The organism is Billgrantia campisalis, from assembly GCF_022341425.1.
Classification (GTDB): Bacteria; Pseudomonadota; Gammaproteobacteria; order Pseudomonadales; family Halomonadaceae; genus Halomonas; species Halomonas campisalis.
This window is the reverse complement of sequence record NZ_JABFUC010000009.1, coordinates 102,473-122,682: the sequence shown is the minus strand read 5'-3', so window position 1 is coordinate 122,682 and position 20,210 is coordinate 102,473. Positions and strand designations below refer to the sequence as shown.

20 protein-coding genes are annotated in these 20,210 nt (G+C 68.3%); 2 read left to right on the top strand and 18 right to left on the bottom strand.

Annotated features, from left to right (window positions below; all coding sequences use genetic code 11):
• Positions 1–58: 58 nt before the first annotated feature.
• Positions 59–862 carry a M48 family metallopeptidase gene (locus HOP52_RS12405; protein WP_238977704.1) on the bottom strand — a complete coding sequence of 268 codons (804 nt, stop codon included), beginning with the start codon at positions 860–862 and terminating at the stop codon, positions 59–61.
• 190 nt (positions 863–1,052) lie between these two features.
• Between HOP52_RS12405 and HOP52_RS12400 the strand changes: the two genes are divergently transcribed.
• Positions 1,053–1,919 carry an ATP-binding protein gene (locus tag HOP52_RS12400; RefSeq protein ID WP_238977703.1) on the top strand — a complete coding sequence of 289 codons (867 nt, stop codon included), beginning with the start codon at positions 1,053–1,055 and terminating at the stop codon, positions 1,917–1,919.
• Positions 1,920–1,960: 41 nt separating this feature from the next.
• Here HOP52_RS12400 and HOP52_RS12395 read toward each other — a convergent pair whose 3' ends face one another.
• The 15 genes from HOP52_RS12395 to trmJ all read right to left on the bottom strand — a co-directional run bounded on the left by HOP52_RS12395 (position 1,961) and on the right by trmJ (position 16,219).
• Positions 1,961–2,587, bottom strand: a complete 627-nt coding sequence (locus HOP52_RS12395; protein WP_238977702.1) for a hypothetical protein — start codon at positions 2,585–2,587, stop codon at positions 1,961–1,963.
• A gap of 231 nt (positions 2,588–2,818) precedes the next feature.
• Positions 2,819–4,225 (bottom strand): ribosome biogenesis GTPase Der, encoded by a 1,407-nt coding sequence (gene der / locus HOP52_RS12390; RefSeq protein WP_238977701.1) that lies wholly within the window; start codon positions 4,223–4,225, stop codon positions 2,819–2,821.
• On the bottom strand, positions 4,222–5,388 hold the full coding sequence (gene bamB / locus HOP52_RS12385) for an outer membrane protein assembly factor BamB (RefSeq protein WP_238977700.1): 1,167 nt from the start codon (positions 5,386–5,388) through the stop codon (positions 4,222–4,224). The genes der and bamB overlap by 4 nt, the downstream gene beginning before the upstream one ends.
• Entirely contained in the window at positions 5,385–6,044 is a 660-nt protein-coding gene (locus HOP52_RS12380; RefSeq protein WP_238977699.1) for a YfgM family protein, read from the bottom strand. The genes bamB and HOP52_RS12380 overlap by 4 nt, the downstream gene beginning before the upstream one ends.
• 49 nt (positions 6,045–6,093) lie before the next feature.
• Positions 6,094–7,404, bottom strand: coding sequence for a histidine--tRNA ligase (gene hisS, locus HOP52_RS12375; RefSeq protein WP_238977698.1), 1,311 nt, complete (start codon positions 7,402–7,404; stop codon positions 6,094–6,096).
• A gap of 25 nt (positions 7,405–7,429) precedes the next feature.
• Positions 7,430–8,545, bottom strand: a complete 1,116-nt coding sequence (gene ispG, locus HOP52_RS12370; protein ID WP_238977697.1) for a flavodoxin-dependent (E)-4-hydroxy-3-methylbut-2-enyl-diphosphate synthase — start codon at positions 8,543–8,545, stop codon at positions 7,430–7,432.
• Between the two features lie 9 nt (positions 8,546–8,554).
• A complete protein-coding gene (locus tag HOP52_RS12365) occupies positions 8,555–9,550 on the bottom strand; it encodes a RodZ domain-containing protein (RefSeq protein WP_238977696.1) in 996 nt (331 codons plus the stop codon).
• Between the two features lie 30 nt (positions 9,551–9,580).
• The gene (gene pilW / locus HOP52_RS12360; RefSeq protein ID WP_238977695.1) at positions 9,581–10,318 is read right to left on the bottom strand and encodes a type IV pilus biogenesis/stability protein PilW; all 738 of its coding nucleotides are present in this window, start codon (positions 10,316–10,318) and stop codon (positions 9,581–9,583) included.
• Positions 10,319–10,432: 114 nt separating this feature from the next.
• Complete coding sequence (rlmN, locus tag HOP52_RS12355) at positions 10,433–11,560, bottom strand: dual-specificity RNA methyltransferase RlmN (RefSeq protein ID WP_238977694.1); 1,128 nt, start codon at positions 11,558–11,560, stop codon at positions 10,433–10,435.
• 70 nt (positions 11,561–11,630) lie between these two features.
• The gene (gene ndk / locus HOP52_RS12350) at positions 11,631–12,056 is read right to left on the bottom strand and encodes a nucleoside-diphosphate kinase (protein WP_238977693.1); all 426 of its coding nucleotides are present in this window, start codon (positions 12,054–12,056) and stop codon (positions 11,631–11,633) included.
• A gap of 258 nt (positions 12,057–12,314) precedes the next feature.
• Positions 12,315–12,641, bottom strand: coding sequence for a HesB/IscA family protein (locus HOP52_RS12345; protein ID WP_238977692.1), 327 nt, complete (start codon positions 12,639–12,641; stop codon positions 12,315–12,317).
• 26 nt (positions 12,642–12,667) lie between these two features.
• A complete protein-coding gene (locus HOP52_RS12340) occupies positions 12,668–13,816 on the bottom strand; it encodes an aminotransferase class V-fold PLP-dependent enzyme (protein ID WP_238977691.1) in 1,149 nt (382 codons plus the stop codon).
• A gap of 57 nt (positions 13,817–13,873) precedes the next feature.
• A complete protein-coding gene (gene iscR / locus HOP52_RS12335) occupies positions 13,874–14,347 on the bottom strand; it encodes a Fe-S cluster assembly transcriptional regulator IscR (RefSeq protein WP_238977690.1) in 474 nt (157 codons plus the stop codon).
• A 129-nt stretch (positions 14,348–14,476) separates the two neighbouring features.
• Positions 14,477–15,355 carry a serine O-acetyltransferase gene (cysE, locus tag HOP52_RS12330; RefSeq protein ID WP_238977689.1) on the bottom strand — a complete coding sequence of 293 codons (879 nt, stop codon included), beginning with the start codon at positions 15,353–15,355 and terminating at the stop codon, positions 14,477–14,479.
• Positions 15,356–15,442: 87 nt separating this feature from the next.
• Positions 15,443–16,219: a tRNA (cytosine(32)/uridine(32)-2'-O)-methyltransferase TrmJ gene (trmJ, locus tag HOP52_RS12325; protein WP_238977688.1), complete on the bottom strand. Its 777-nt coding sequence runs from the start codon at positions 16,217–16,219 to the stop codon at positions 15,443–15,445.
• A 210-nt stretch (positions 16,220–16,429) separates the two neighbouring features.
• Between trmJ and HOP52_RS12320 the strand changes: the two genes are divergently transcribed.
• Positions 16,430–17,224: an inositol monophosphatase family protein gene (locus HOP52_RS12320; RefSeq protein WP_238977687.1), complete on the top strand. Its 795-nt coding sequence runs from the start codon at positions 16,430–16,432 to the stop codon at positions 17,222–17,224.
• Between the two features lie 99 nt (positions 17,225–17,323).
• Here HOP52_RS12320 and secF read toward each other — a convergent pair whose 3' ends face one another.
• Together secF and secD are read right to left on the bottom strand one after the other, a co-directional pair.
• On the bottom strand, positions 17,324–18,250 hold the full coding sequence (gene secF, locus HOP52_RS12315) for a protein translocase subunit SecF (protein ID WP_238977686.1): 927 nt from the start codon (positions 18,248–18,250) through the stop codon (positions 17,324–17,326).
• Positions 18,251–18,272: 22 nt separating this feature from the next.
• Positions 18,273–20,123: a protein translocase subunit SecD gene (gene secD / locus HOP52_RS12310; RefSeq protein WP_238977685.1), complete on the bottom strand. Its 1,851-nt coding sequence runs from the start codon at positions 20,121–20,123 to the stop codon at positions 18,273–18,275.
• Positions 20,124–20,210: the final 87 nt, after the last annotated feature.

Genomic DNA, 20,210 nt, shown 5'->3' with positions numbered 1-20,210 from the left:
GGGACCGCCGGCGGCCAGCGGTCTTTATCAAGAGCCTGAGCGCAGCAATAAATCAGTGTTAGGGGCGCCGGCAGTCGGGCTGTCGGCCCGCCTGGCGCGCCTGCTCGTAGCGGGCCATGGCGCTGTCCATCTGCGCCTGCAGGCCGGCCACGCGCTGGCCGTGGCTGGGGTGGGTGGACATCCACACCGGTGGCCGGCCGTCGCCGCTGGCGGCGCTCATGTTATCCCACAGCGCCAGGCTCTGCCGCGGGTCGAAGCCGGCGTCGGCCATCAGCCGCAGGCCGATGGCATCGGCCTCGCTCTCGTGGCGACGCGAGAAGGGCAGCAGGATACCGAACTGGGCGCCCAGGCCCAGCGCGCCCATCAGCTGCTGGCCGCCGGGGCCCTGCATACTGGCGGTGGTGGAGAGTACCGAGAGCCCCAGCTCGGTGGCCATCTGGGTCGAGACCCGCTCGTTGGCATGGCGGGCCAGGACGTGGCCGATCTCGTGGCCGACCACGGCGGCGAGCTGATCCTGAGTCTCGGCGATTTCCAGCAGGCCGGTGGTCACCCCCATGTAGCCGCCGGGCAGCGCAAAGGCGTTGGCGCGCTCCTCCTCGAAGACGCGGATCTGCCAGTCCTGCTGGCGCTCGCGCTCGGGCAGCACCCGGACCAGGGCGCCGGCCACGCACTGGGCATAGCGCTGAGAGGCGTCACCCGCGCTGGGCAGCTCCTGCTGATACTGTTTGAAGGCCTGCTGGCCCATCTGATTGAGCTGGGCATCGGACACCAGGGTGAGCTGCTGGCGGCCGGTGGGGGAGGTAGCGCAGGCGGTGAGCGTCAGGGTCAGGACGCCCACGGCAAGACAGCGAATCCAGCGCATGATGGAATTCCTCGTGTATCCGGGACCTGTATGACCCTGGACGGGGATGACGGTTCGCCACAAGATACCCCGAACAACCGCCAGGTCAACCGTCGCCATCAGGAGTCAGGCTAACTCAGCGAGGCTTGTCGCCAGATCAGCCCCAGGCGAGTGTCGTCTATCCAGCAACATTATGTAGAAGGAGAAGAACATGGACCCCGAGCTGTCACGTCGCCTGCGTAACCTGCTGGACCATGTGGAGCACTGGCTGCCGCCGGTGCCCGAGGAGGTCGACTGGCAGCGCCACGTGGCCGCGCTGTGGCAGCGCCATACCCTGGGCGGGCGGCTGCTGCCGGTGCCGCCGCGCGATGCCCTGAGCCTGGACGACCTGCTGGGCATCGAGCGCCAGAAGCTGGCGCTGGTGGACAACACCCGCGCCTTCCTGGAAGGGCTGCCGGCCAACCATGCGCTGCTGTGGGGCTCCCGGGGCAGCGGCAAGTCGTCGCTGATCCGTGCCCTGCTCAACAGCCTGGCGCCGGAGGGGCTGCGTCTGGTGCAGGTCGACCGCCATGACCTGGCCGGGCTGCCGCTGCTGGTGGAGCAGCTGCGCCACCACGACCAGCGCTTCGTGGTCTACTGTGACGACCTCTCCTTCGAGGGCCACGACGACGCCTACAAGGCGCTGAAGAGCGTGCTCGACGGCGCCCTCACCGGCCCGCCGCCCAATGTGCTGCTGTACGCCACCTCCAACCGGCGCCACCTGCTGCCGGAGTCGCTGGCCGACAACACGGAGACTCAGCTGGTCGGTGAGGAGCTGCACCACGGCGATGCCGTGGAGGAGAAGATCTCGCTCTCCGACCGCTTCGGGCTATGGCTGGGCTTCTACCCCTTCAACCAGGACATCTACCTGGAGGCGTGCTGCCACTGGGTCACCCAGTTGGGCAAGCGGGAGGACTGGAACGCCGAGGCCCGCGCCGAGGCGATCCGCTTCGCCACCCTGCGCGGCGGGCGCAGCGGCCGCGGCGCCTGGCAGTTCGCCAACCAGTGGGTGGGCCGCCGGCGCCTGCACGGGAAGTAGGGGAGGCCTGTCCCCGGAACAGCCCCGAGTCGACCGTAGCATTACCTCCGCGGAATCAGGCTGCCGTCCTCTCCCACGCCCAGGCGGATGGTGGGGGTGAGCAGACCGGCGGGCAGGGTCATGCCCAGGCCGCGCAGGTCGCCGGGGGTGATGGCCAGCTCGCTGCCGGCGGGCAGCTCACCCTGGCGGGCCAGTTGGCTTGCCAGTTCCACCATGGGGCGAAGCTGTTCGCGGCCGCCGCCCAGCAGGTCGAAGGCCACCGGCAGGCGCAGGTTGGCATCGTCACCCGAGGTGAGGGTCACGTCCTGCTCGTAGTTGCCGCTGACCGGGTCCACCCCGGGCATGTCCAGCGTCCAGCGGAAGCCGGACATCTCCACCGGGGGCATGCCGGCGGGCAGCCCCAGGCCCATGGCCAGGGTCGCCTGCACCGGCAGGCTGCCGGCGCCGAGGCTCGAGAGTGCCAGCGACATGATATCGCTGGTGTCGAGGCGGGCATCCACGGCGTAGGGGCCGATGCGCACCTCCTCTACCCCCAGCGAGGTCACCGCCAGGCGGAAGGCGAACAGGCCGGTCTGGGGCAGCGCCAGGCAGCCGGCGAGCAGGGCAGCGAGGCACAGCGGCGCGAGTAGCCGCCAGCGCCGGGTGCGGGCGAAAACGAGACGAGACATTAGCGAGGGTGCCTCCTGTTGGAATGCGTCGGGGAGCGTAGGGCAGGGCCCGAATGCCGCTATGCTGCGGCGAAAAATCGGCGTATTCGAGGGCCGGCGAGCCCTGCTGTCAAGGGGAGTGTGCCAAGCGGATTCTGCGTCATTCCCGGGGAGCGGGGAAGTGGCCAAAAAGCGACAGCGCCCGGCCCGCGCTGGGGCGGGTCGGGCGCTGTCGGGGCGGTTGAGGTGGGATCAGCGGCGGCGGCTCTGGCGTGCCTCCTTGGTACGGGAGAGTTCGCGCTTCTTGGCCTTCTCCCGGTCGCTGGCGCCGGCCAGCGGGTCGTAGGGGTTCTTGCCGGAGCGGAACTCGAAGCGGATCGGCGTGCCCCGCACCTTGAGCACCTTGCGGAAGGTGTTGGTGAGGTAGCGCCGATAGGCCTCGGGCAGCGACTCGGTCTGGTTGCCGTGGACCACGATGATCGGCGGGTTGCTGCCGCCCTGGTGGGCCATGCGCAGCTTGATGCGTCGCCCGTGGACCAGCGGGGGCTGATGCTCGCTGACCGCATCCTGGAGGATGGTGGTCAGACGGTTGGTGGACCAGTGAGCGTTTGCCGAGGCGAAGGCCCGCTCGACGGAGGGGTAGAGATCCCCCACCGCGGTGCCGTGCAGCGCCGAGATGAAGTGCAGCTCGGCGTAGTCGGCGAAGCCCAGGCGGCGCTTGATCTCGGCGCGCATCTTGTCCTTGGCCTCGGCCTCCAGGCCGTCCCACTTGTTGACCGCCAGCACCAGGGCGCGGCCGGTGGTCAGCACATAGTCGAGCAGGTGCAGGTCCTGCTCGACCAGGCCCGAGCGCGCATCCAGCACCATGATGGCGACGTGGCACTCCTTGATCGCCTCCAGGGTCTTGATGATCGAGAACTTCTCGGCGATCTGGCTGACGTTCTTGCGCCGCCGTACGCCGGCGGTGTCGACCAGCACATAGGGCTTGCCGCGGCGCTCGAAGGGGATCTCGATGGCGTCGCGGGTGGTGCCCGCCTCGTCGAAGACCACCACCCGCTCCTCGCCGAGCAGGCGGTTGACCAGGGTCGACTTGCCCACGTTGGGGCGCCCGATCACGCCGATGCGGATGCCCTTGGTGCCGGTGTCCGCGGGGATGCTCTCGTCACGCTCCGGGAAGGGGGCGAGCACCTCGTCGATCAGGGCGGTGACGTTGCGTCCGTGGGCGGCGGCGATGGGGCGCGGCTCGCCCAGGCCGAGCTCCCAGAACTCGGCGGTGGCGGTGGCCTCGTCCAGGCCGTCGGTCTTGTTGACCACCACCCAGGTCTTCTTCTGGTTGACCCGCAGATGGTTGGCGATGGCCTGGTCGGCGACGTTGAGCCCGGCCCGGGCGTCGACCAGGAACAGCACGATGTCGGCCTCATCGATGGCCGCCAGCGACTGCTCGGCCATGGCCGCGTCGATGCCGTCCTCGTCGCCGCTGATGCCGCCGGTGTCGATCACCGTATAGGCCTTGCCGCCGAGCAGGCCGTTGCCGTACTTGCGGTCCCGGGTCAGCCCCGGAAAGTCGGCCACCAGGGCGTCCCGGGAGCGGGTCAGGCGGTTGAACAGGGTCGACTTGCCCACGTTGGGGCGGCCGACCAGGGCGATCACGGGAGTCATCGGCGAAGGTCCAGGGCCTCGAGGCGGCCGTTGTTGGCCAGCACATAGATCCGGCGGTAGTCGGTGAGCGGGCGCACGCTGATGCCGGAGCGGTCGATGCGGGTGCGGGCGACGAAGTCGCCGCTACGGGTGTCGACCAGGTGCAGGTAGCCTTCGAAATCGCCCAGCACCAGGTTGCCGTCGGCGAAGGCCGGCGAGGTCAGCCAGCGGCCTTCCAGGTCGCGGTTGCGCCATAGCTCGGTGCCGCTGTCGGCGTCCAGGGCGATGATGTGGCTGGCCTCGTTGACGGTAAACAGCACATTGCCGACCAGCACCGGTGTCAGGTAGCTGGAGTGCTCGCGCTCCCAGAGGATATTGCCGCTGGTGGCTTCCAGCGCCACCAGGCGCCCGTTGTAGCTGGTCACGAACAGGCGCCCATCCGGGGTCAACACCGGCTGACCGTTGAGGTCGACCAGGCGCTCGATCTCGCTGCGTCCCTGTGGGACGGCGATGCGCCGCTCCCACAGCGGCTGGCCGCTGCGGTTGTCCAGGGTCGTCAGCCTGCCGTTGGCGAAGCCGGCGAAGGTGACCGGGTCGATCACCTGGGGGGTGCCGGTGCCACGCAGGGTCAGCGGTGGCTGGCTGCTGGTGTGCACCCAGCGCTCGTCGCCGGTGTGGCGGTCCAGCGCGGTGACGGCGCCGTCCACGCTCTGCACCACCAGCAGCTGCTGGTTGGGCTGGGGGGGCGCCAGCACTTCGCTGGAGACCCGCGAGCGCCATACGACCTCGCCATCTTCCTGGCTCAGGGCCAGCACCTCGCCGTTGCGGGTGCCCAGATAGATCTGGTTGGCCACGGCGGTGAGGCCGCTGGAGACGCCGGTTTCCAGGTCGTTTTGCCACAGCCGCTCGCCGCTCTCGGCGTCCACGGCCATTACCCGGCCGCGCTCGTCGGCGGCGAAGATCACGCCGCCGTCCAGGTCCGGTGCGATGGGGTACTGGGCGCGACCCAGGCCGCGACCGACCCGCTGGCGCCAGTCGCTGTCGAGCTCGGCGCTGGCCTCGAAGCGCTGCAGCTCCTTGGGGGTGTAGCGCGGCTCTGACTTGCTGGCGCAGCCGGCCAGCAGTGACACGGCCAGCAGGGCAACCAGCGTCAGCGGCGCCCTGGGGATCAGGGAAGGGGTCATAGGGTCGCCTCCTCCTCGCCGAGGTCGTCGAGCTTGAGCTCCACGCCATAGAGTGGCTGGTCGCGCTGCTGGGAGGCCGCCATGGCGCTGCGCCAGGCCTGGCGAGCGTCGTCGTCGCGGCCCAGCGCCCGGTAGGCGTCGCCCCGGATGTCCGCACGCTGGGCCGTGAGCGCCTCGGGGACGCCGCTGTCCAGAGTGGCCAGGGCACCGTCGGCATCGCCCTGGGCGATCTGCAGGCGCGCCAGGCGCAGCCTGGCCAGGCCCTGCAGGTACTCCTGGCCGCTGGCGTCGATCACCGCGCGCAGCGCGGCCTGGGCGGCGTCGTGGTCCTCCTGGGCAACGGCCAGGCGGGCATCGATCAGCCGCGCCAGGTCGGCATACAGCGTGCGGCCGTGGCTGTCGACGATCTCGTCGGCCAGCTCGCGGGCCTGGAGGATGGCGGCCTCGTCCAGTTCGTTGCCGGCGGTGAGGTTGATCAGCTGCTGATAGCGCAGCGAGGCGGCGGTGGCCTGATTCTCCTGGTAGTTCTGCCAGGCGTTCCAGCCGACCACGCCGGCAACGGCGATGGCGACGCCGGCGATCAGCGAGGTGCCGTTTTCCTTCCACCAGCGCTTGATCGCATCCAGCTGCTCTTCTTCGGTTCTCAGCTCCGCCACGGGCGGTCTCCTTTACGGCAATTCGGTTCGTCCGGCCAGGCCACCCGCCTCAGGCGGGGTTGCCGCCTGCCAGCAGGGGGGCGAGGCCTTCGGCCAGCGACTCGCGGGGCAGGCGCTGCTGGTCGCGTTCCTCGCGCAAAAACTTCAGCGTTACCTGGCCCTGGGCCAGCTCATCCTCGCCGAGCAGCAGCGCCAGGCGGGCGCCGCTGCGGTCGGCCTTCTTGATGCGGCTCTTGAAGCTGCCGCCGCCGCAGTGCAGCTGCAGGCGCAGCTCGGGCAGCGCTTCGCGCAGCTGCTCGGCCAGCACCAGGGCGGTGCCGGTGGCGCTATCATCCATGGGCAGCAGATAGACGTCCAGCTCGTCCAGGGCGGCTTCGGGCACCAGCGCCAGGGTCTCGAGCAGCAGGATCAGCCGCTCGATGCCCATGGCGAAGCCCACCGCCGGGGTCGGCTTGCCGCCGAGCTGCTCCACCAGGCCGTCGTAGCGGCCGCCGGCGCACACCGTGCCCTGGCTGCCCAGTGCCGTGGTGGTCCACTCGAAGACGGTGCGGCCGTAGTAGTCCAGGCCGCGCACCAGCCGCGGGTTGATCACGTAGTCGATGCCGGCGCTATCGAGGATCGCGCAGAGCGCCTCGAAGTGCTCCCGGGAGGCATCGTCCAGGTGGTCGATCAGCTTGGGCGCGCCGGCGAGCATCTCGGCCATCGCCGGATTCTTGGAATCCAGGATGCGCAGCGGGTTGCTCCCCAGGCGGCGCCGGGAGTCCTCGTCGAGCAGATCGTGATGCCGCTCGAAGTAGGCCACCAGGGTATCGCGATAGGCGGCGCGGGCCTCCGAGGAGCCCAGCGAATTGAGCTCCAGGGTGACATGCTCGGCGAGGCCCAGCTCGCGCCATAGCCGCGCCGAGAGCAGGATCACCTCGGCGTCGATGTCCGGGCCCTCGAGGCCGAAGGTTTCCACCCCGATCTGGTGGAACTGCCGGTAGCGGCCCTTCTGGGGGCGCTCGTAGCGGAACATCGGTCCCTGGTACCAGAGGCGCTGGGTCTGGTTGTGCAGCAGGCCGTGCTCCATGGCGGCACGCACGCAGCTCGCCGTGCCCTCGGGGCGCAGGGTCAGGCTGTCGCCGTTGCGGTCCTCGAAGGTGTACATCTCCTTCTCGACGATGTCGGTGACCTCGCCGATGGAGCGGGCGAACAGCGCGGTCTGCTCGACGATGGGAGTGCGGATCTCGGCGTAGCCGTAGCGGCGCATCAGCGCCTGTACCTTGCCTTCGAAGTACTGCCACAGGGTCGACTGTTCCGGCAGCAGGTCGTTCATGCCGCGAATGGCCTGGATCTTCTTGCGGGTTGCGGTCTTGCTCAATGCTGACTCCTTGTTGGCGCCGGGCTCACTGGCCACGGGCGATCAGGTCCTGTTCGGCCTGTTCCTTCTCGCGCACCTTCTCGCGGATCAGTCGCTCGAGGTCGTCGACCAGGTGGTCGTTGCGCAGCTTGCGGGCCGGCTTGCCGTCGATATAGACCAGGTTGGCGGGGCTGCCGCCGGTGAGCCCGATATCGCTCTCCTTGGCCTCGCCGGGGCCGTTGACGATGCAGCCGATCACCGAGACGTCGAGCGGTGTCATGATGTCCTCGAGGCGCTCTTCGAGCACGTTCATGGTGCCGATGACGTCGAAGTTCTGCCGCGAGCAGCTGGGGCAGGCGATGAAGTTGATCCCCTTGCTGCGCAGGCGCAGGCTCTTGAGCATGTCGAAGCCGACCTTGATCTCCTCCACCGGGTCGGCGGCCAGCGACACCCGGATGGTATCGCCGATGCCGTCCATCAGCAGAAGCCCCAAGCCGATGGAGGACTTGACGGTGCCCGAGCGCAGCCCGCCGGCCTCGGTGATGCCCAGGTGCAGTGGCTGTTCGATCATGCCGGCCAACTGGCGATAGGCGGCCACCGCCATGAACACGTCGGAGGCCTTGACGCTGACCTTGAAGTCCGGGAAGTCGAGGCGCTCGAGGTGATCGATATGGCGCATGGCGGACTCCACCAGCGCCTCGGGCGTGGGCTCGCCGTACTTGCGCTGCAGGTCCTTCTCCAGCGAGCCGGCGTTGACGCCGATGCGGATCGGGATGCCGTTGTCGCGGGCGGCCGATACCACGGCGCGCACGCGCTCTTCCTTGCCGATGTTGCCAGGGTTGATGCGCAGGCAGTCGACGCCGAGTTCAGCGACGCGCAGGGCGATCTTGTAGTCGAAGTGGATGTCCGCCACCAGCGGTACCTCGACCTGGCGCTTGATGCGGCCGAAGGCCTCGGCGGCGTCCATGTCGGGGACCGAGACGCGCACGATATCGGCACCGGCTGTTTCCAGCTGGCGAATCTGCGCCACGGTGGCGGCCACGTCCAGCGTATTGGTGTTGGTCATGCTCTGCACGGAGATCGGGGCCCCGCCCCCGACCGGCACCTGGCCGACGTGGATCTGGCGTGACTTGCGACGAACGATGGGCGATTGAGCGTGCATGGCGGCGGGTCATTCTCCCAGAGTGAAGCGGGCGACGTTGTTGGCGCCGGCGCGAGCGCGGAGGTCGACGCTCTCGCCGGCCCAGATCAATTCGACGCCGGTGGCGTTGCCGATGGTCAGGCGAAACGGCGGTTCGCCTTCGACGCTTGCCGAGGTGCCGGGTTCCTGCAGGCCGACGAAGATGCGCTGGTTGTTGGCATCGAAGATCTCGGTCCAGGACTGTTCATTGAAGGTCAGCTCGAGGCGGCGCGGGTCGGCGGCGGGGGCCTCCGCCACCGGCTCGGGCTCCGCCTCGTCGGCGGCAGCCTCGGTGGCTTGTTCGGCTTCGCCAGCGGCGTCGTCGACGGTCGGCGCCTCGGGGCCAGTGGCAATCAGCAGCGCACCCTGGGGGTCCACCTCGCCGGGAGGGACGGTCGGTGTCGGCGCGATGGGCGCGCCGGGGTCGATCGGGTCGACGCCCTCCTCGGGTAGCGGCGGCAGGCCTGCATCGCTCGCCGGGGCGGGCTCCTCCTCGAGGATGGTGGTGCCGTCGAGGGTGTCCACCGATACCGGTCCGCTGTCGCCGACATCGGGCGGCTCGCTGCCGCCGCGGCTCTGCCACCACATCAGGGTCAGGCCGATCAGGCCGGCGATTACCAGCAGGGTGACCAGCTTGAACAGCCAGGCGCCGATCCGCGAGGGGGGGCGGGTCACCTGCACCGGGGTCACCCGGCGTTCCGGTTCGTCGCCCTCGAAGCGGCTGGTGTAGGCGTCCAGCACGGTACGGTCTTCCATGCCCAGCAGACGGGCATAGGCGCGCAGGTAGCCGCGTCGATAGGCGACGATGGGGATCTGGTCGTAGTCGTCCGCTTCGAGGCCGTCGACCACGGCGGGTCGCAGGTTGAGCGCCGTGGCGACCTCATCGCGGGACAGGCCCTGGTTCTCGCGCTCGCGGCGCAGCAGCTCACCGGGAGAGGCCTGTGAGGTGACGTCGGCGGCATCGGTTGTTGTGTAGGTGTCGCTCATGGCTGAGCATCCTTCGTCATGAAACGTTGATCAGGGAGCGCCACTTGGGGATTCCAGGGTGCGTGAGACGGTGCCGGGCCCGCCACGGGCGGCGGCGAGGTCGCGTGCCAGCGCCTGGGCCTCCGGGGTCGAGCCGGCCAGACGCATGAAGCCCTCCAGCTGCCGCTGGGCACGCTCGAGGTTGCCCTTCGATAGCTCGAGTTCGGCCAGCGCGAAATAGCTGCGGGGATGGCGCGGGTTGATCGCCTGGGCGCGCTCGAGGCTGGTACGTGCCGCGGCCGCGTCGCCCAGCTCCCACTGGCACTGGCCAAGGTTGGCGAACAGCTGCCCGCGACTGGCGTATTGGGTGTCCCGGGAGGCCTGCTCGAGCTGTTCGCAGGCCTCGCGAGTGCGACCGCGGTCATACAGATAGGCCGCATAGTTGTTGCGCGCCCGGGTAAAATCCGGGTCGGCACGCAGCGCCCGCTGGAAGGTGGTGTCGGCCAGCTCGTGTTCGCCCTGGCGCTGGTAGACGATGGCCATGGCCTGCAGCGCCGCTGGGCTGTTGGGGGCGATCTCCAGGGCGCGATCCAGCGCCGACATGGCGCGGCTCAGGTTGTCCCGCTCCAGGTAGGCCATGCCCAGCTGGGTATAGGCCTCGGCGGGGCCGGCCGCATCGCCGGTGCGCTCGCCCTGGGCCGCACAGCCGCCCAGCCACAGCGCCCCGGCCAGGATGGCCGCCAGGCGCAGCGGCGTCGGTCGGTGGGGCAGGGGGGGGCAGCGCGTCATGGCATCCTCTCGTCACGGCTAGCGGCCGTCTGGCAATGGTCGCAGCCCGGGTGGCCGGTAAAAGCCTGTTCATCAAAGCGCTGTGCCGGGTTGAAGTCAAGGCGGCTGCCGACTTCAGTCGGCGTCGATCTGGATCGAACGAATATAGCGCTCATGGCGGCGCGTGCGATCCTTCACGCGGCCCACCAGCTGGCCGCAGGCAGCATCGATATCGTCGCCGCGGGTGGTGCGGATCGGCGCCGTATAGCCCAGCTCATAGAGCCACTGCTGGAAACGCATCGTCTGGTTGCGCGAGGGTTTCTCGTAGCCCGAGTGGGGGAAGGGGTTGAAGGGGATCAGGTTGATCTTGCACGGCAGCTCCTTGAGCAGGGCGGCGAGCTGTTCGGCATGCTCCTGCTGGTCGTTGACGTCCTTGATCAGGGTGTACTCGATGGTGACCATCCGCGTGTCGTCGCACTTGGCCAGGTAGCGCTGGCAGGCGTCGAGCAGCATGCGAATATTGTACTTGCGGTTGAGCGGTACGAGTTCACTGCGCAGCGTGTCGTTGGCCGCGTGCAGCGAGATCGCCAGGCTCACGTCGAGCTCGTCGCCGAGCTTGTCGAGCATCGGCACCACCCCGGAGGTGGAGAGCGTCACCCGACGCTTGGAGAGGCCGTAGCCGTTGTCGTCGAGCATCAGCTTCATGGCCGGCACGACGTTGTCGTAGTTCATCAGCGGCTCGCCCATGCCCATCATCACCACGTTGGTGACGGGGCGGTTGGCGGTGTCCTTGCGCGGCCCGGCGCTGTTGCTGGCGACCCACACCTGGCCGATGATTTCGGCGGCGGTCAGGTTGCGCTGAAAGCCCTGCTTGCCGGTGGAGCAGAAACTGCAGTCCAGCGAGCAGCCGACCTGGGACGACACGCACAGGGTGCGGCGCTTGCCGTTCTCGGCCGGGATCAGCACCGTTTCGACATAGCTGCCGTCCTCCACTTCCAGTACCCACTTGCGGGTGCCGTCGCTGGAGGTGCCTTCGTAGACCACCCCGGGGCCGCGGATCTCGGCGACCTCGGCCAGGCGCGTGCGCAGCGCCTTGGAGAGGTTGGTCATGGCCTCGAAGTCGTCGCAGCCTTCGTGGTGAATCCACTTCATGACCTGGGCGGCACGGAACTTCTTCTCGCCGATGGAGAGGAAGAAGGCTTCCAGCTCCTCGCGCGTCATGCCGAGCAGGTTGGCTTTCTGGGGGGCGGTATCAGCGGTCATGGCGGTCAGCGGGTCGAGGGAGGGAAAACGGCATGGGAGGCGGGAGCTTGGCTCCCGCCCGGGGCCTGGTTCAACGCGGACAGATCTCGCTGTCCTGGAAGAAGTAGGCGATCTCGCGCTCGGCGGATTCCGGCGAGTCGGAGCCGTGCACGGCGTTGGCATCGATGGTCTCGGCGAAGTCAGCGCGGATAGTGCCCGGCGCGGCTTCCTTGGGGTTGGTGGCGCCCATCAGGTCGCGGTTCTTGGCGATGGCGTCCTCGCCTTCCAGCACCTGTACCACCACCGGGCCGGAGGTCATGAAGCCGACCAGGTCCTTGAAGAAGGGGCGCTCCTTGTGCTCAGCGTAGAAGCCGCCGGCCTTGTCGTCATCGAGCTTGAGCATCTTGGCGGCCACGACCTTGAGGCCGGCCTTCTCGAAGCGAGAGATGATCTCGCCGATGGCGTTCTTGGCAACGGCGTCGGGCTTGATGATGGACAGGGTACGCTGGGTAGCCATGGGCGTGTCTCCGAATTGACAAGTGGTGAGGCGGTTTTCCCGCCGAGATGAAGGCGTTCGCTGCAGATAGCGCCGCGCCGCCCCTGGCTCCCTAGGGAGCGAGGGCGGCGCGCGATGCGTGAAACGGTGCGGCCGGTGCCGGCTGGGCGCGTATTATAGCGCCGCCGGGCGGCGTTGAACAATCGTCGTCACCTAGAGTGGCGGCAATGCGAGGGGCTGATCCGTCGACAGGCCGCCCCTCACGGCAATGCGGTGGCTTTAGACCGTGAAGCTCTCGCCGCACCCACACTGGTCCTTGACGTTGGGGTTGTTGAAGCGGAAGAAGCGGTTGAGCCCTTCGCTGACGTAGTCGACCTCGCTGCCGTCGAGCATCTCCAGCGCCTCGGGGGCGACGAAGACGGTCACGCCGTGCTCCTCGAAGGTGGCGTCGTTAGCGGCCGGCTCGTCGGCGAAGTCGAGCACGTAGCTGTAGCCGGAGCAGCCGCTGGGCTTGACCGAGACACGCAGGCCCAGGCCGTGGCCACGCTCCTCGAGCACCCGGCGGATCTGGTCGGCGGCGGCGGTGGTGATCGAAAGTTGTGCCATGGTCAATCTCCTGCAGGTTAACGAGGCTAGCGGCGCAGCCCCGGCAGTGCATGGTGCAGGGCATCCAGGGCCCTGTCGATATCGGCGTCGGTGGTGAAGCGGCCGAAGCTGAAGCGCAGCGAGGCCAGCGCCAGGCGACGCGGGACGCCGATCTCCTTCAATACATAGGATGGCTCGACGCTGGCCGAGTTGCAGGCCGACCCCGTCGACAGGGCGATCTCGCGCAGTGCCATCAGCAGCGACTCGCCGTCGACGCCCTCGAAGGCGAGGTTGAGAATATTGGGAACCGAGACCGTCGGGTCGGTGTTGCAGTGGATGCCGTCGAGCCCCGAGAGGCCATCAAGCAGGCGGTCGCGTAGCCTGGTGATATGCGCCTGGTCGGCCTCGCCCTCGGCGGCGGCCAGGGCGAAGGCTTCGCCCATGCCGACGATCTGGTGGGTGGGCAGGGTGCCGGAGCGCATGCCGCGCTCATGGCCGCCGCCGTGGATCAGCGCCTCCAGGCGCAGGTCGGGGCTGCGCTTCACGTAGAGCACGCCCACACCCTTGGGGCCGTACGCCTTGTGGCCGGAGAGCGACATCAGGTCGATATCCAGTGCCCTGACGTCGAGGGGGATGCGCCCCACGCCCTGGGCGGCATCGACGTGGAAGACGGCGCCGCCGGCATGGGCCACCTCGGCCAGCGCCGCCAGGTCATGAATCGCCCCCAGCTCGTTGTTGACCGCCATCAGCGACACCAGGGCGGTGTCGTCGCGCATGGCGTCGCGTAGCTGGTCGGGTGTCACCCGGCCGTCGCGGCCCGGGGTCAGCCAGGTCACCTCAAATCCCTCGGCCTCGAGCGCCTTGGCGGTGTCGACCACCGCCTTGTGCTCGATCGTCGAGGTGACCAGGTGGCGCCCGCGCTCCCGATTGGCGCGCATGAAGCCGATCAGCGCCAGGTTGTCCGATTCGGTGGCGCCGCTGGTCCAGACGATCTCGCGCGGGTCGGCACCGATCAGGTCGGCGACCTGGCGGCGGGCGCTCTCCACGGCCTGCTCCGCCTGCCAGCCCAGCATGTGGCTGCGCGAGGCGGGATTGGCGAAGATGCCGTCCAGGGTCAGATGGCGGGCCATGACCTCGGCGACGCGCGGGTCGACCGGTGTGGTGGCGGCATAGTCGAGGTAGACGAGGGCGCTCATGGGCTCGCGGGAGTCTCCGGTTCAGGGGCTGTCATGGGTCGCTGGGCGTCGGCGGGCTCAGGGCGGTGAGGACAGGATGGTATCGCTGTCCCGGCAGCGCTGCCGCTGGCGGGCGGCGATACGCTGCACCTCGCCGTTGTCGACCAGCTGGGCCAGGGTAATGCCGTCGAGAAAGCCGCGGATCTGTTCGGAAAGGTCGCACCACAGGTGGTGGGTCAGGCAGGTGTCGCCCTGCTGGCAGTCGGAAAGCCCCTGGCAGCGGGTGGCATCCACCGACTCGTCGACCGCATCGATGACCCGGGCGATGGACAGCGCTTCGGCAGGCACCGCCAGCAGGTAGCCGCCGCCGGGGCCGCGCACGCTGGTGACCAGCTCGGCGCGGCGCAGGCGGGCGAACAGCTGCTCGAGGTAGGGCAGCGAGATCTCCTGGCGGCGCGAGATGTCGGCCAGGCTGGTGGGCCCCTTCTCGGCGTTGAGGGCCAGGTCGAGCATGGCGGTGACGGCGTAGCGCCCCTTGGTGGTCAAACGCATGCTGGGCTCGTTAAACGCATGAGAGCGTACCTCGGCGCCGGGTGGCGGGCTGCTGCTCGATGAGCGAGGCGGCCTGGTTGCTGGCCGCGGGAATCGACCACCCATTATGGTAAAGCCCAAGCGCCGCGGTCAACCATTGCCCTGCTTGTGGCGCTTTTCGCCATCCGCGTCGCCGTTGGCGTGTCGATCCTGGGCGGCGGGGGGCTCTTGGGGGCCGCAGCAGCGCTCCACGTCGGAGAGGATCTCGGCGAAGTCCTCGTCGCGCAGCTCCGGCAGCCGGCCGTCGCGGTAGCCCGCATCGAGCTTGCGCAAGGTGCTGCACATGCGCTCGATGCGCTCGTCCACGGCGTGCATGTGGTCGAGCATTGCCTGGATGGAGCGCGCCACCGGGTCCGGCATGTCCTCGCTGACGCCGTAGGCGTCGAAGCCGAACTTGCGGCGGATCGCCTCGCGGCGCTCCGGGTCGACCGCGAGCTCTTCGGCGGTGTCGGGCTCGGTGCGCTGCACGATCTTGCCGGGAATGCCGACCACCGTGGCGCCGGCCGGCACCGCCTTGGTGACCACCGCATTGGAGCCGACCTTGGCGCCGGCGCCCACGGTGAAGGGGCCGAGAATCTTGGCGCCGGCGCCGACGATCACGCCGTCCTCCAGGGTGGGGTGGCGCTTGCCCTTGTGCCAACTGGTGCCGCCCAGGGTCACCCCCTGATAGAGGGTGACGTCGTCGCCGACCTCGGCGGTCTCGCCGATCACCACCCCCATGCCGTGGTCGATGAAGAAGCGCCGGCCGATACGGGCGCCGGGATGAATCTCGATGCCGGTCAACCAGCGGGAGAAGGTCGACAGCGTGCGGGCCAGCCACTTGAGCCGCTTGTGCCATAGCCAGTGGGCCAGGCGGTGCAGCAGCAGGGCGTGCAGGCCGGGATAGTTGGTCAGCACTTCCAGGAAGTTGCGGGCGGCGGGGTCGCGGGAAAATACGCTGTTGATGTCCTCGCGCAGTCGTTGAAACATGCGGCGGTCCTTGGGTGGCGGGGCGTGTGACAGGATGTTCGGCAGCCGGAGGTAACGCTCATTAACTGGGGGCGCCGGGTGTCGGCTTCAAGGCTTGGGTTCGCCCTCGTCGCCGGTGGTGGACGACTGCCGGGCCTGCTTCTCGGTGGCCGAGAGGATGCCGCGCAGGATGTTGAGCTCCATGCGCTCGGGGCGGGCCCGCAGGGTGAATCGGCGCAGCCGCGCCATCAGCTGCCGCGGCAGGGCTGGGTCGTGAAAGCCGATGGCGACCAGGGTGCGCTCCAGGTGGGCGAAGTAGTGCTCGAGTTCCTGGTGGCTGGCCAGCGGCTGGTGTGGCTCTTCGTCCTGCGGCTGTTCCGCGTTCTGGCCCGCCAGCCAGGCCAGGCGGCACTCGTAGGCCAGCACCTGCACGGCGGCGGCCAGATTCAGCGAGCTGAAGTCCGGATTGGTGGGGATGTGCACATGGGCGTGGCAGCGCTGCAGCTCGGCGTTGGTCAGGCCGCTGTCCTCGCGGCCGAACACCAGTGCCAGGTGCGCCCCGGGATCGGCCAGCTCGGCAGGCAGTCGACTCCCCAGCTCGCGGGGGGTGATCATCGGCCAGGGCAGGGTCCGCGAGCGGGCGCTGGCGCCCACCACCAGGGTGCAGTCGCTCACCGCCTGCTCCAGGGTCGCGACCACCCGAGCGCTATGGACGATGCTGTCGGCGCCCGAGGCGCGCGAGATGCTGTCGCTGGTCAGCGGCTCGCAGCGCGGCGCCACCAGGGCCAGGTCGGCCAGTCCCATGTTGTGCATGGCGCGGGCGGTGGCGCCGATGTTGCCGGGGTGGCTGGTGCCGATCAGAACGATGCGGATGCGCTCGAGCATGGGGCTTCTCGTGAGGCTGGTGGAACGGTAAGTGAGGGAGTCTAGCATGCCGGGTTCGAGGTTCGAGGTTCGAGGTTCGAGGTTCGAGGTTCGAGGTTCGAGGTTCGAGGCCGATGGCGCTCGTCGCGTGCTTCTGCTAGGATTCGCGCCGACCCGTTCAGACGAACCGCTCCGTTCTTTAACACCACCGACACGCTCCAAGGCCCGATCATGCATCCGATGGTCCAATTCGCGCTGCGCGCCACGCGCAGCGCCGCCGAACAGTTTTTGCGCATTCGCGAACGTATCGAGAATGCCCACGAGGAACACAACCTCGAGCGCCTGCTCGAGGACGCCGCACGCAACGCCGAGACCCTGATCGCTCGTCAGCTCAGCCGCGGCTACCCGCAGCACGCCATTGCCGGCCGCTTCACCCCCTATCGCGCCGGCGAGGGCGAAGGGCAGGACATCGAATGGCGAATCGAGCCCTTCCACGGCTACTCCAGCCTGGGCGTGGCCGGCAAGGGGTTTGCCCTGTCGCTGGTCTGCCTGGTGAAGGGACGCCCGGAGCATGCGGTGGTGATCTGCCCCTTCAGCGACGACGAATACCTGACCAGCCGCGGCCGCGGTGCCCAGCACAACGGCAAGCGCATTCGCGTGCCCAAGACCACCACCATCGGCGGGGCGCGCCTGGCGATGAGCCTGCCCGAAAGCGCGCTGCGCGCGCGCCATCTGCCTAGCTACCTGACCCTGATCCAGCAGCTCGGTCCCCAGGTCGAGACCCAGCTGGCCAGCGGCAGCGGCCTGCTGGACATGGCCGAGCTGGCCGCCGGTCGCGTCGACGCCGCCTTCGTGCTGGGGCTGGAGGAGCAGGACAGGCAGGTCGGCAGCCTGCTGCTCAAGGAGGCCGGTGCGCTGATGGGCACCCCCGACGGCAAGCCCGCCATCGAGACCGAGGGGCTGCTGATGGCCGCTGGGCCGCGTCTCTACAAGGCCTTGGTGCAGCAGCTCAAGCCGCACTTTTAAGCTAGAAGCCTTAATCTGGAAGCTGGAAGAAAAACCGCCCCCATGGCATGGCCATGGGGGCGGTTTCGTTTAGGGCTGCTATCCAGCTTCCAGCTGTGGCTAGGGCAGCTCCTCCTCGGCCTCGGCGTCCTCCTTCTTGGGCGGGATCAGGTCCTTGCGCTCCAGCTTCACGGCGAGCAGCAGGGCTGCGGCCACGTAGACGGAGGAGAAGGTGCCGACGATCACGCCGAGGATCAGGGCGATCGAGAAGTGGTGGATCATGTCGCCGCCCAGCAGCAGCAGCGCCATCAGCACCAGCAGGGTGGTACCGGAGGTCGCCAGCGTGCGTGACAGGGTGAGGTTGATCGCTTCGTTGAAGATCGCCGGCATGTCGTCGATGCGCGACTTGCGGATCGTCTCGCGGATGCGGTCGTAGACCACGATGGTGTCGTTGAGCGAGTAGCCGATTACCGCCAGCAGTGCGGCCAGTACCGTGAGGTCGAAGTCGAGCTGGAACAGCGAGAAGATGCCCACCACGATCATCACGTCGTGCATCAGCGCCAGCAGGGCGCCGATGGCGAACTTGTACTGGAAGCGGAAGGCCACGTAGAGCATCACGATGCCGAGTGCCACCAGCAGGCCCATGCCGCTGCGGTCGCGAAGCTCTTCGCCGACCTGGGCGCCGACGAACTCGGCGCGAATCAGCTCCACTTCGGTGCCGTCGCGACGCAGCAGTTGGACCACGCGGTCGCCGACCTCGGGGTCGAAGGCCTGCTGCAGGCGAATCAGCACCTCGGTGGAGGCGCCGAAGGTCTGCACCGAGACGTCGCGGAACTCGGCCGCTTCCAGGGTCTGGCGTACCGCTTCCAGCGAGGGCGCCACGGCGTAGCGCACTTCCACCAGGGTCCCCCCGGTGAAGTCCAGTCCCAGATTGAGCTGCTGGAACAGCAGCGAGAGGATCGACACCAGGATCAGCGCGGCCGAGATCGCGAAGGCGGCCCGGCGCTTGCCCATGAAGTCGAACTGTCGATTGACGAGGGCTTTCATAACCACCTCATGTTGGAGAGCCTTAGATCCACAGCTTCTTGACCGGTTTGCCGCCGTAGGTGAGGTTCACCATCGAGCGGGTCACCAAAAGTGCCGTGAACAGCGAGGTGATGATCCCCAGCGACAGGGTCACGGCGAAGCCCTTGACCGGCCCGGTGCCGATCGAGAACAGGATCACCGCCACCAGCAGCGTGGTGATATTGGCGTCGAGGATCGAGGTGAAGGCGCGTTCGTAGCCGGCATGGATCGCCTGCTGGATCGACAGCCCACCGCGAAGCTCCTCGCGTATTCGCTCGAAGATCAGGACGTTGGCGTCCACCGCCATGCCCAGGGTCAGCACGATGCCGGCGATGCCCGGCAGGGTCAGGGTCGCGCCGAGCATCGACATGGCAGCGATCAGTAGGGTCAGATTCAGCGCCAGGGCCACGTTGGCGAAGAGGCCGAACACCTTGTAGCGAATCAGCATGAAGGCCACCACCAGCAGCAGCCCGATCTGCACCGACATCACGCCGCGCTTGATGTTCTCGGCGCCGAGGCTCGGGCCGATGGTGCGCTCCTGGACGAAGTAGATGGGCGCGGCCAGCGAGCCGGAGCGCAGTAGCAGGGCGAGTTCGGCCGCCTCGGTGGGCGAGTCGAGCCCGGTGATGCGGAAGCTGTTGCCCAGGGCGCTCTGGATGGTCGCCAGGCTGATCAGGCCGCGCTCGGTGTAGGGCTCGCGGATCTCCACCTCTTCGCCGTCTTCGATGACCACCCGGTCGCGGGTCTTGTGCTCGATGAACAGCACCGCCATGTTGCGGCCGATATTGGTGCGCGTGGCGCGGTTCATCAGGGTGCCGCCGGTGCCGTCCAGGTTGATATTGACCTGGGGGCGGCCGTTCTCGTCGAAGCTGCGCGAGGCGCTGGAGACGCTGTCGCCGGTGATGATCACGTCGCGCATCAGGTCGGCAGTGCGATTGGGGGCGTTGCGGAAGGCGAAGGTTTCGGTCTCGATGTCCGGGGTGTCGGGACGCGCCTCGAGGCGGAACTCCAGGTTGGCGGTCGCGCCCACGACCCGTTTGGCCGCCACGGTGTCCTGCACGCCCGGCAGCTCGACCACGATGCGATCCGGCCCTTGGCGCTGCACCATGGGCTCGGCCACGCCCAGCTCGTCGACCCGGTTGCGCAGGGTGGTGAGGTTCTGGTTGACCGCGTAGTCCTGGATCTCGTTGACCGCCGTGTCGGTGAGGGTCATCACCAGGCGCGCCCCGCGGCCGTCGCCTTCGCTGGCGTAGTCGAAGTCGCGGAACTCGCGGCTGATCAGCCGCCGCGCGGCGTCGCGGTCCTCTTCGTTGGCGAAGGTGAAGATCAGGGTGCGCTCTTCGACCTCGGTGCCGCGATAGCGGATGCGCTCGCTGCGCAACTGCTCGCGCATGGCACTGGCGTTGACTTCCAGCCGCTGGGTCAGGGCGGCGTCCATGTCCACCTCGAGCAGGAAGTGCACCCCGCCGCGCAGGTCCAGGCCCAGGGTCATGGGTGAGGCGGCAAGCGCCTGCAGCCATTCCGGGGTCGAGTCGGCGAGGTTGAGCGCCACCACATAGTCGTTGCCGAGCATGTCGTCGATCATGTCCCGGGAGCGAATCTGGTCGTCGGTGTCTTCGAGACGGATCAGCACGCGGGTGTCGTCGCTGTCGACGGCCTTGATGGCGATGCCGGCATCGCGTAGCGACTGTTCGATGCGCTCGATTTGGCCCGCATCGACGGTGGCGTCACCGCGGGCGCTGCTGATTTGGATGGAGGGGTCTTCCGGGTAGAGATTGGGCAGCGAGTAGACCAGGCCTACCAGCAGCACAATGCCTATCAGCAGGTACTTCCAGAGGGGGAAACGGTTGAGCATGAGAGCCCTGCCCTTGGTTGCTGAAACGAGATGGCTGAGAACGGGTTGCCGTAAAAGGGGCTAGCGCAACGACAGCGCGGCCGCGTG

Bases quoted from the DNA above. Each gene is read 5' to 3' on its own strand.
- HOP52_RS12365 (WP_238977696.1), bottom strand. From the start codon at position 9,550: ATGAGCGACACCTACACAACAACCGATGCCGCCGACGTCACCTCACAG.
- der (WP_238977701.1), bottom strand. From the start codon at position 4,225: ATGACTCCCGTGATCGCCCTGGTCGGCCGCCCCAACGTGGGCAAGTCG.
- HOP52_RS12320 (WP_238977687.1), top strand. From the start codon at position 16,430: ATGCATCCGATGGTCCAATTCGCGCTGCGCGCCACGCGCAGCGCCGCC.
- cysE (WP_238977689.1), bottom strand. From the start codon at position 15,355: ATGTTTCAACGACTGCGCGAGGACATCAACAGCGTATTTTCCCGCGAC.
- bamB (WP_238977700.1), bottom strand. From the start codon at position 5,388: ATGACCCCTTCCCTGATCCCCAGGGCGCCGCTGACGCTGGTTGCCCTG.
- pilW (WP_238977695.1), bottom strand. From the start codon at position 10,318: ATGACGCGCTGCCCCCCCCTGCCCCACCGACCGACGCCGCTGCGCCTG.
- HOP52_RS12395 (WP_238977702.1), bottom strand. From the start codon at position 2,587: ATGTCTCGTCTCGTTTTCGCCCGCACCCGGCGCTGGCGGCTACTCGCG.
- HOP52_RS12400 (WP_238977703.1), top strand. From the start codon at position 1,053: ATGGACCCCGAGCTGTCACGTCGCCTGCGTAACCTGCTGGACCATGTG.
- ndk (WP_238977693.1), bottom strand. From the start codon at position 12,056: ATGGCTACCCAGCGTACCCTGTCCATCATCAAGCCCGACGCCGTTGCC.
- HOP52_RS12405 (WP_238977704.1), bottom strand. From the start codon at position 862: ATGCGCTGGATTCGCTGTCTTGCCGTGGGCGTCCTGACCCTGACGCTC.
- rlmN (WP_238977694.1), bottom strand. From the start codon at position 11,560: ATGACCGCTGATACCGCCCCCCAGAAAGCCAACCTGCTCGGCATGACG.
- secD (WP_238977685.1), bottom strand. From the start codon at position 20,123: ATGCTCAACCGTTTCCCCCTCTGGAAGTACCTGCTGATAGGCATTGTG.
- HOP52_RS12345 (WP_238977692.1), bottom strand. From the start codon at position 12,641: ATGGCACAACTTTCGATCACCACCGCCGCCGCCGACCAGATCCGCCGG.
- HOP52_RS12340 (WP_238977691.1), bottom strand. From the start codon at position 13,816: ATGAGCGCCCTCGTCTACCTCGACTATGCCGCCACCACACCGGTCGAC.
- iscR (WP_238977690.1), bottom strand. From the start codon at position 14,347: ATGCGTTTGACCACCAAGGGGCGCTACGCCGTCACCGCCATGCTCGAC.
- ispG (WP_238977697.1), bottom strand. From the start codon at position 8,545: ATGCACGCTCAATCGCCCATCGTTCGTCGCAAGTCACGCCAGATCCAC.
- secF (WP_238977686.1), bottom strand. From the start codon at position 18,250: ATGAAAGCCCTCGTCAATCGACAGTTCGACTTCATGGGCAAGCGCCGG.
- trmJ (WP_238977688.1), bottom strand. From the start codon at position 16,219: ATGCTCGAGCGCATCCGCATCGTTCTGATCGGCACCAGCCACCCCGGC.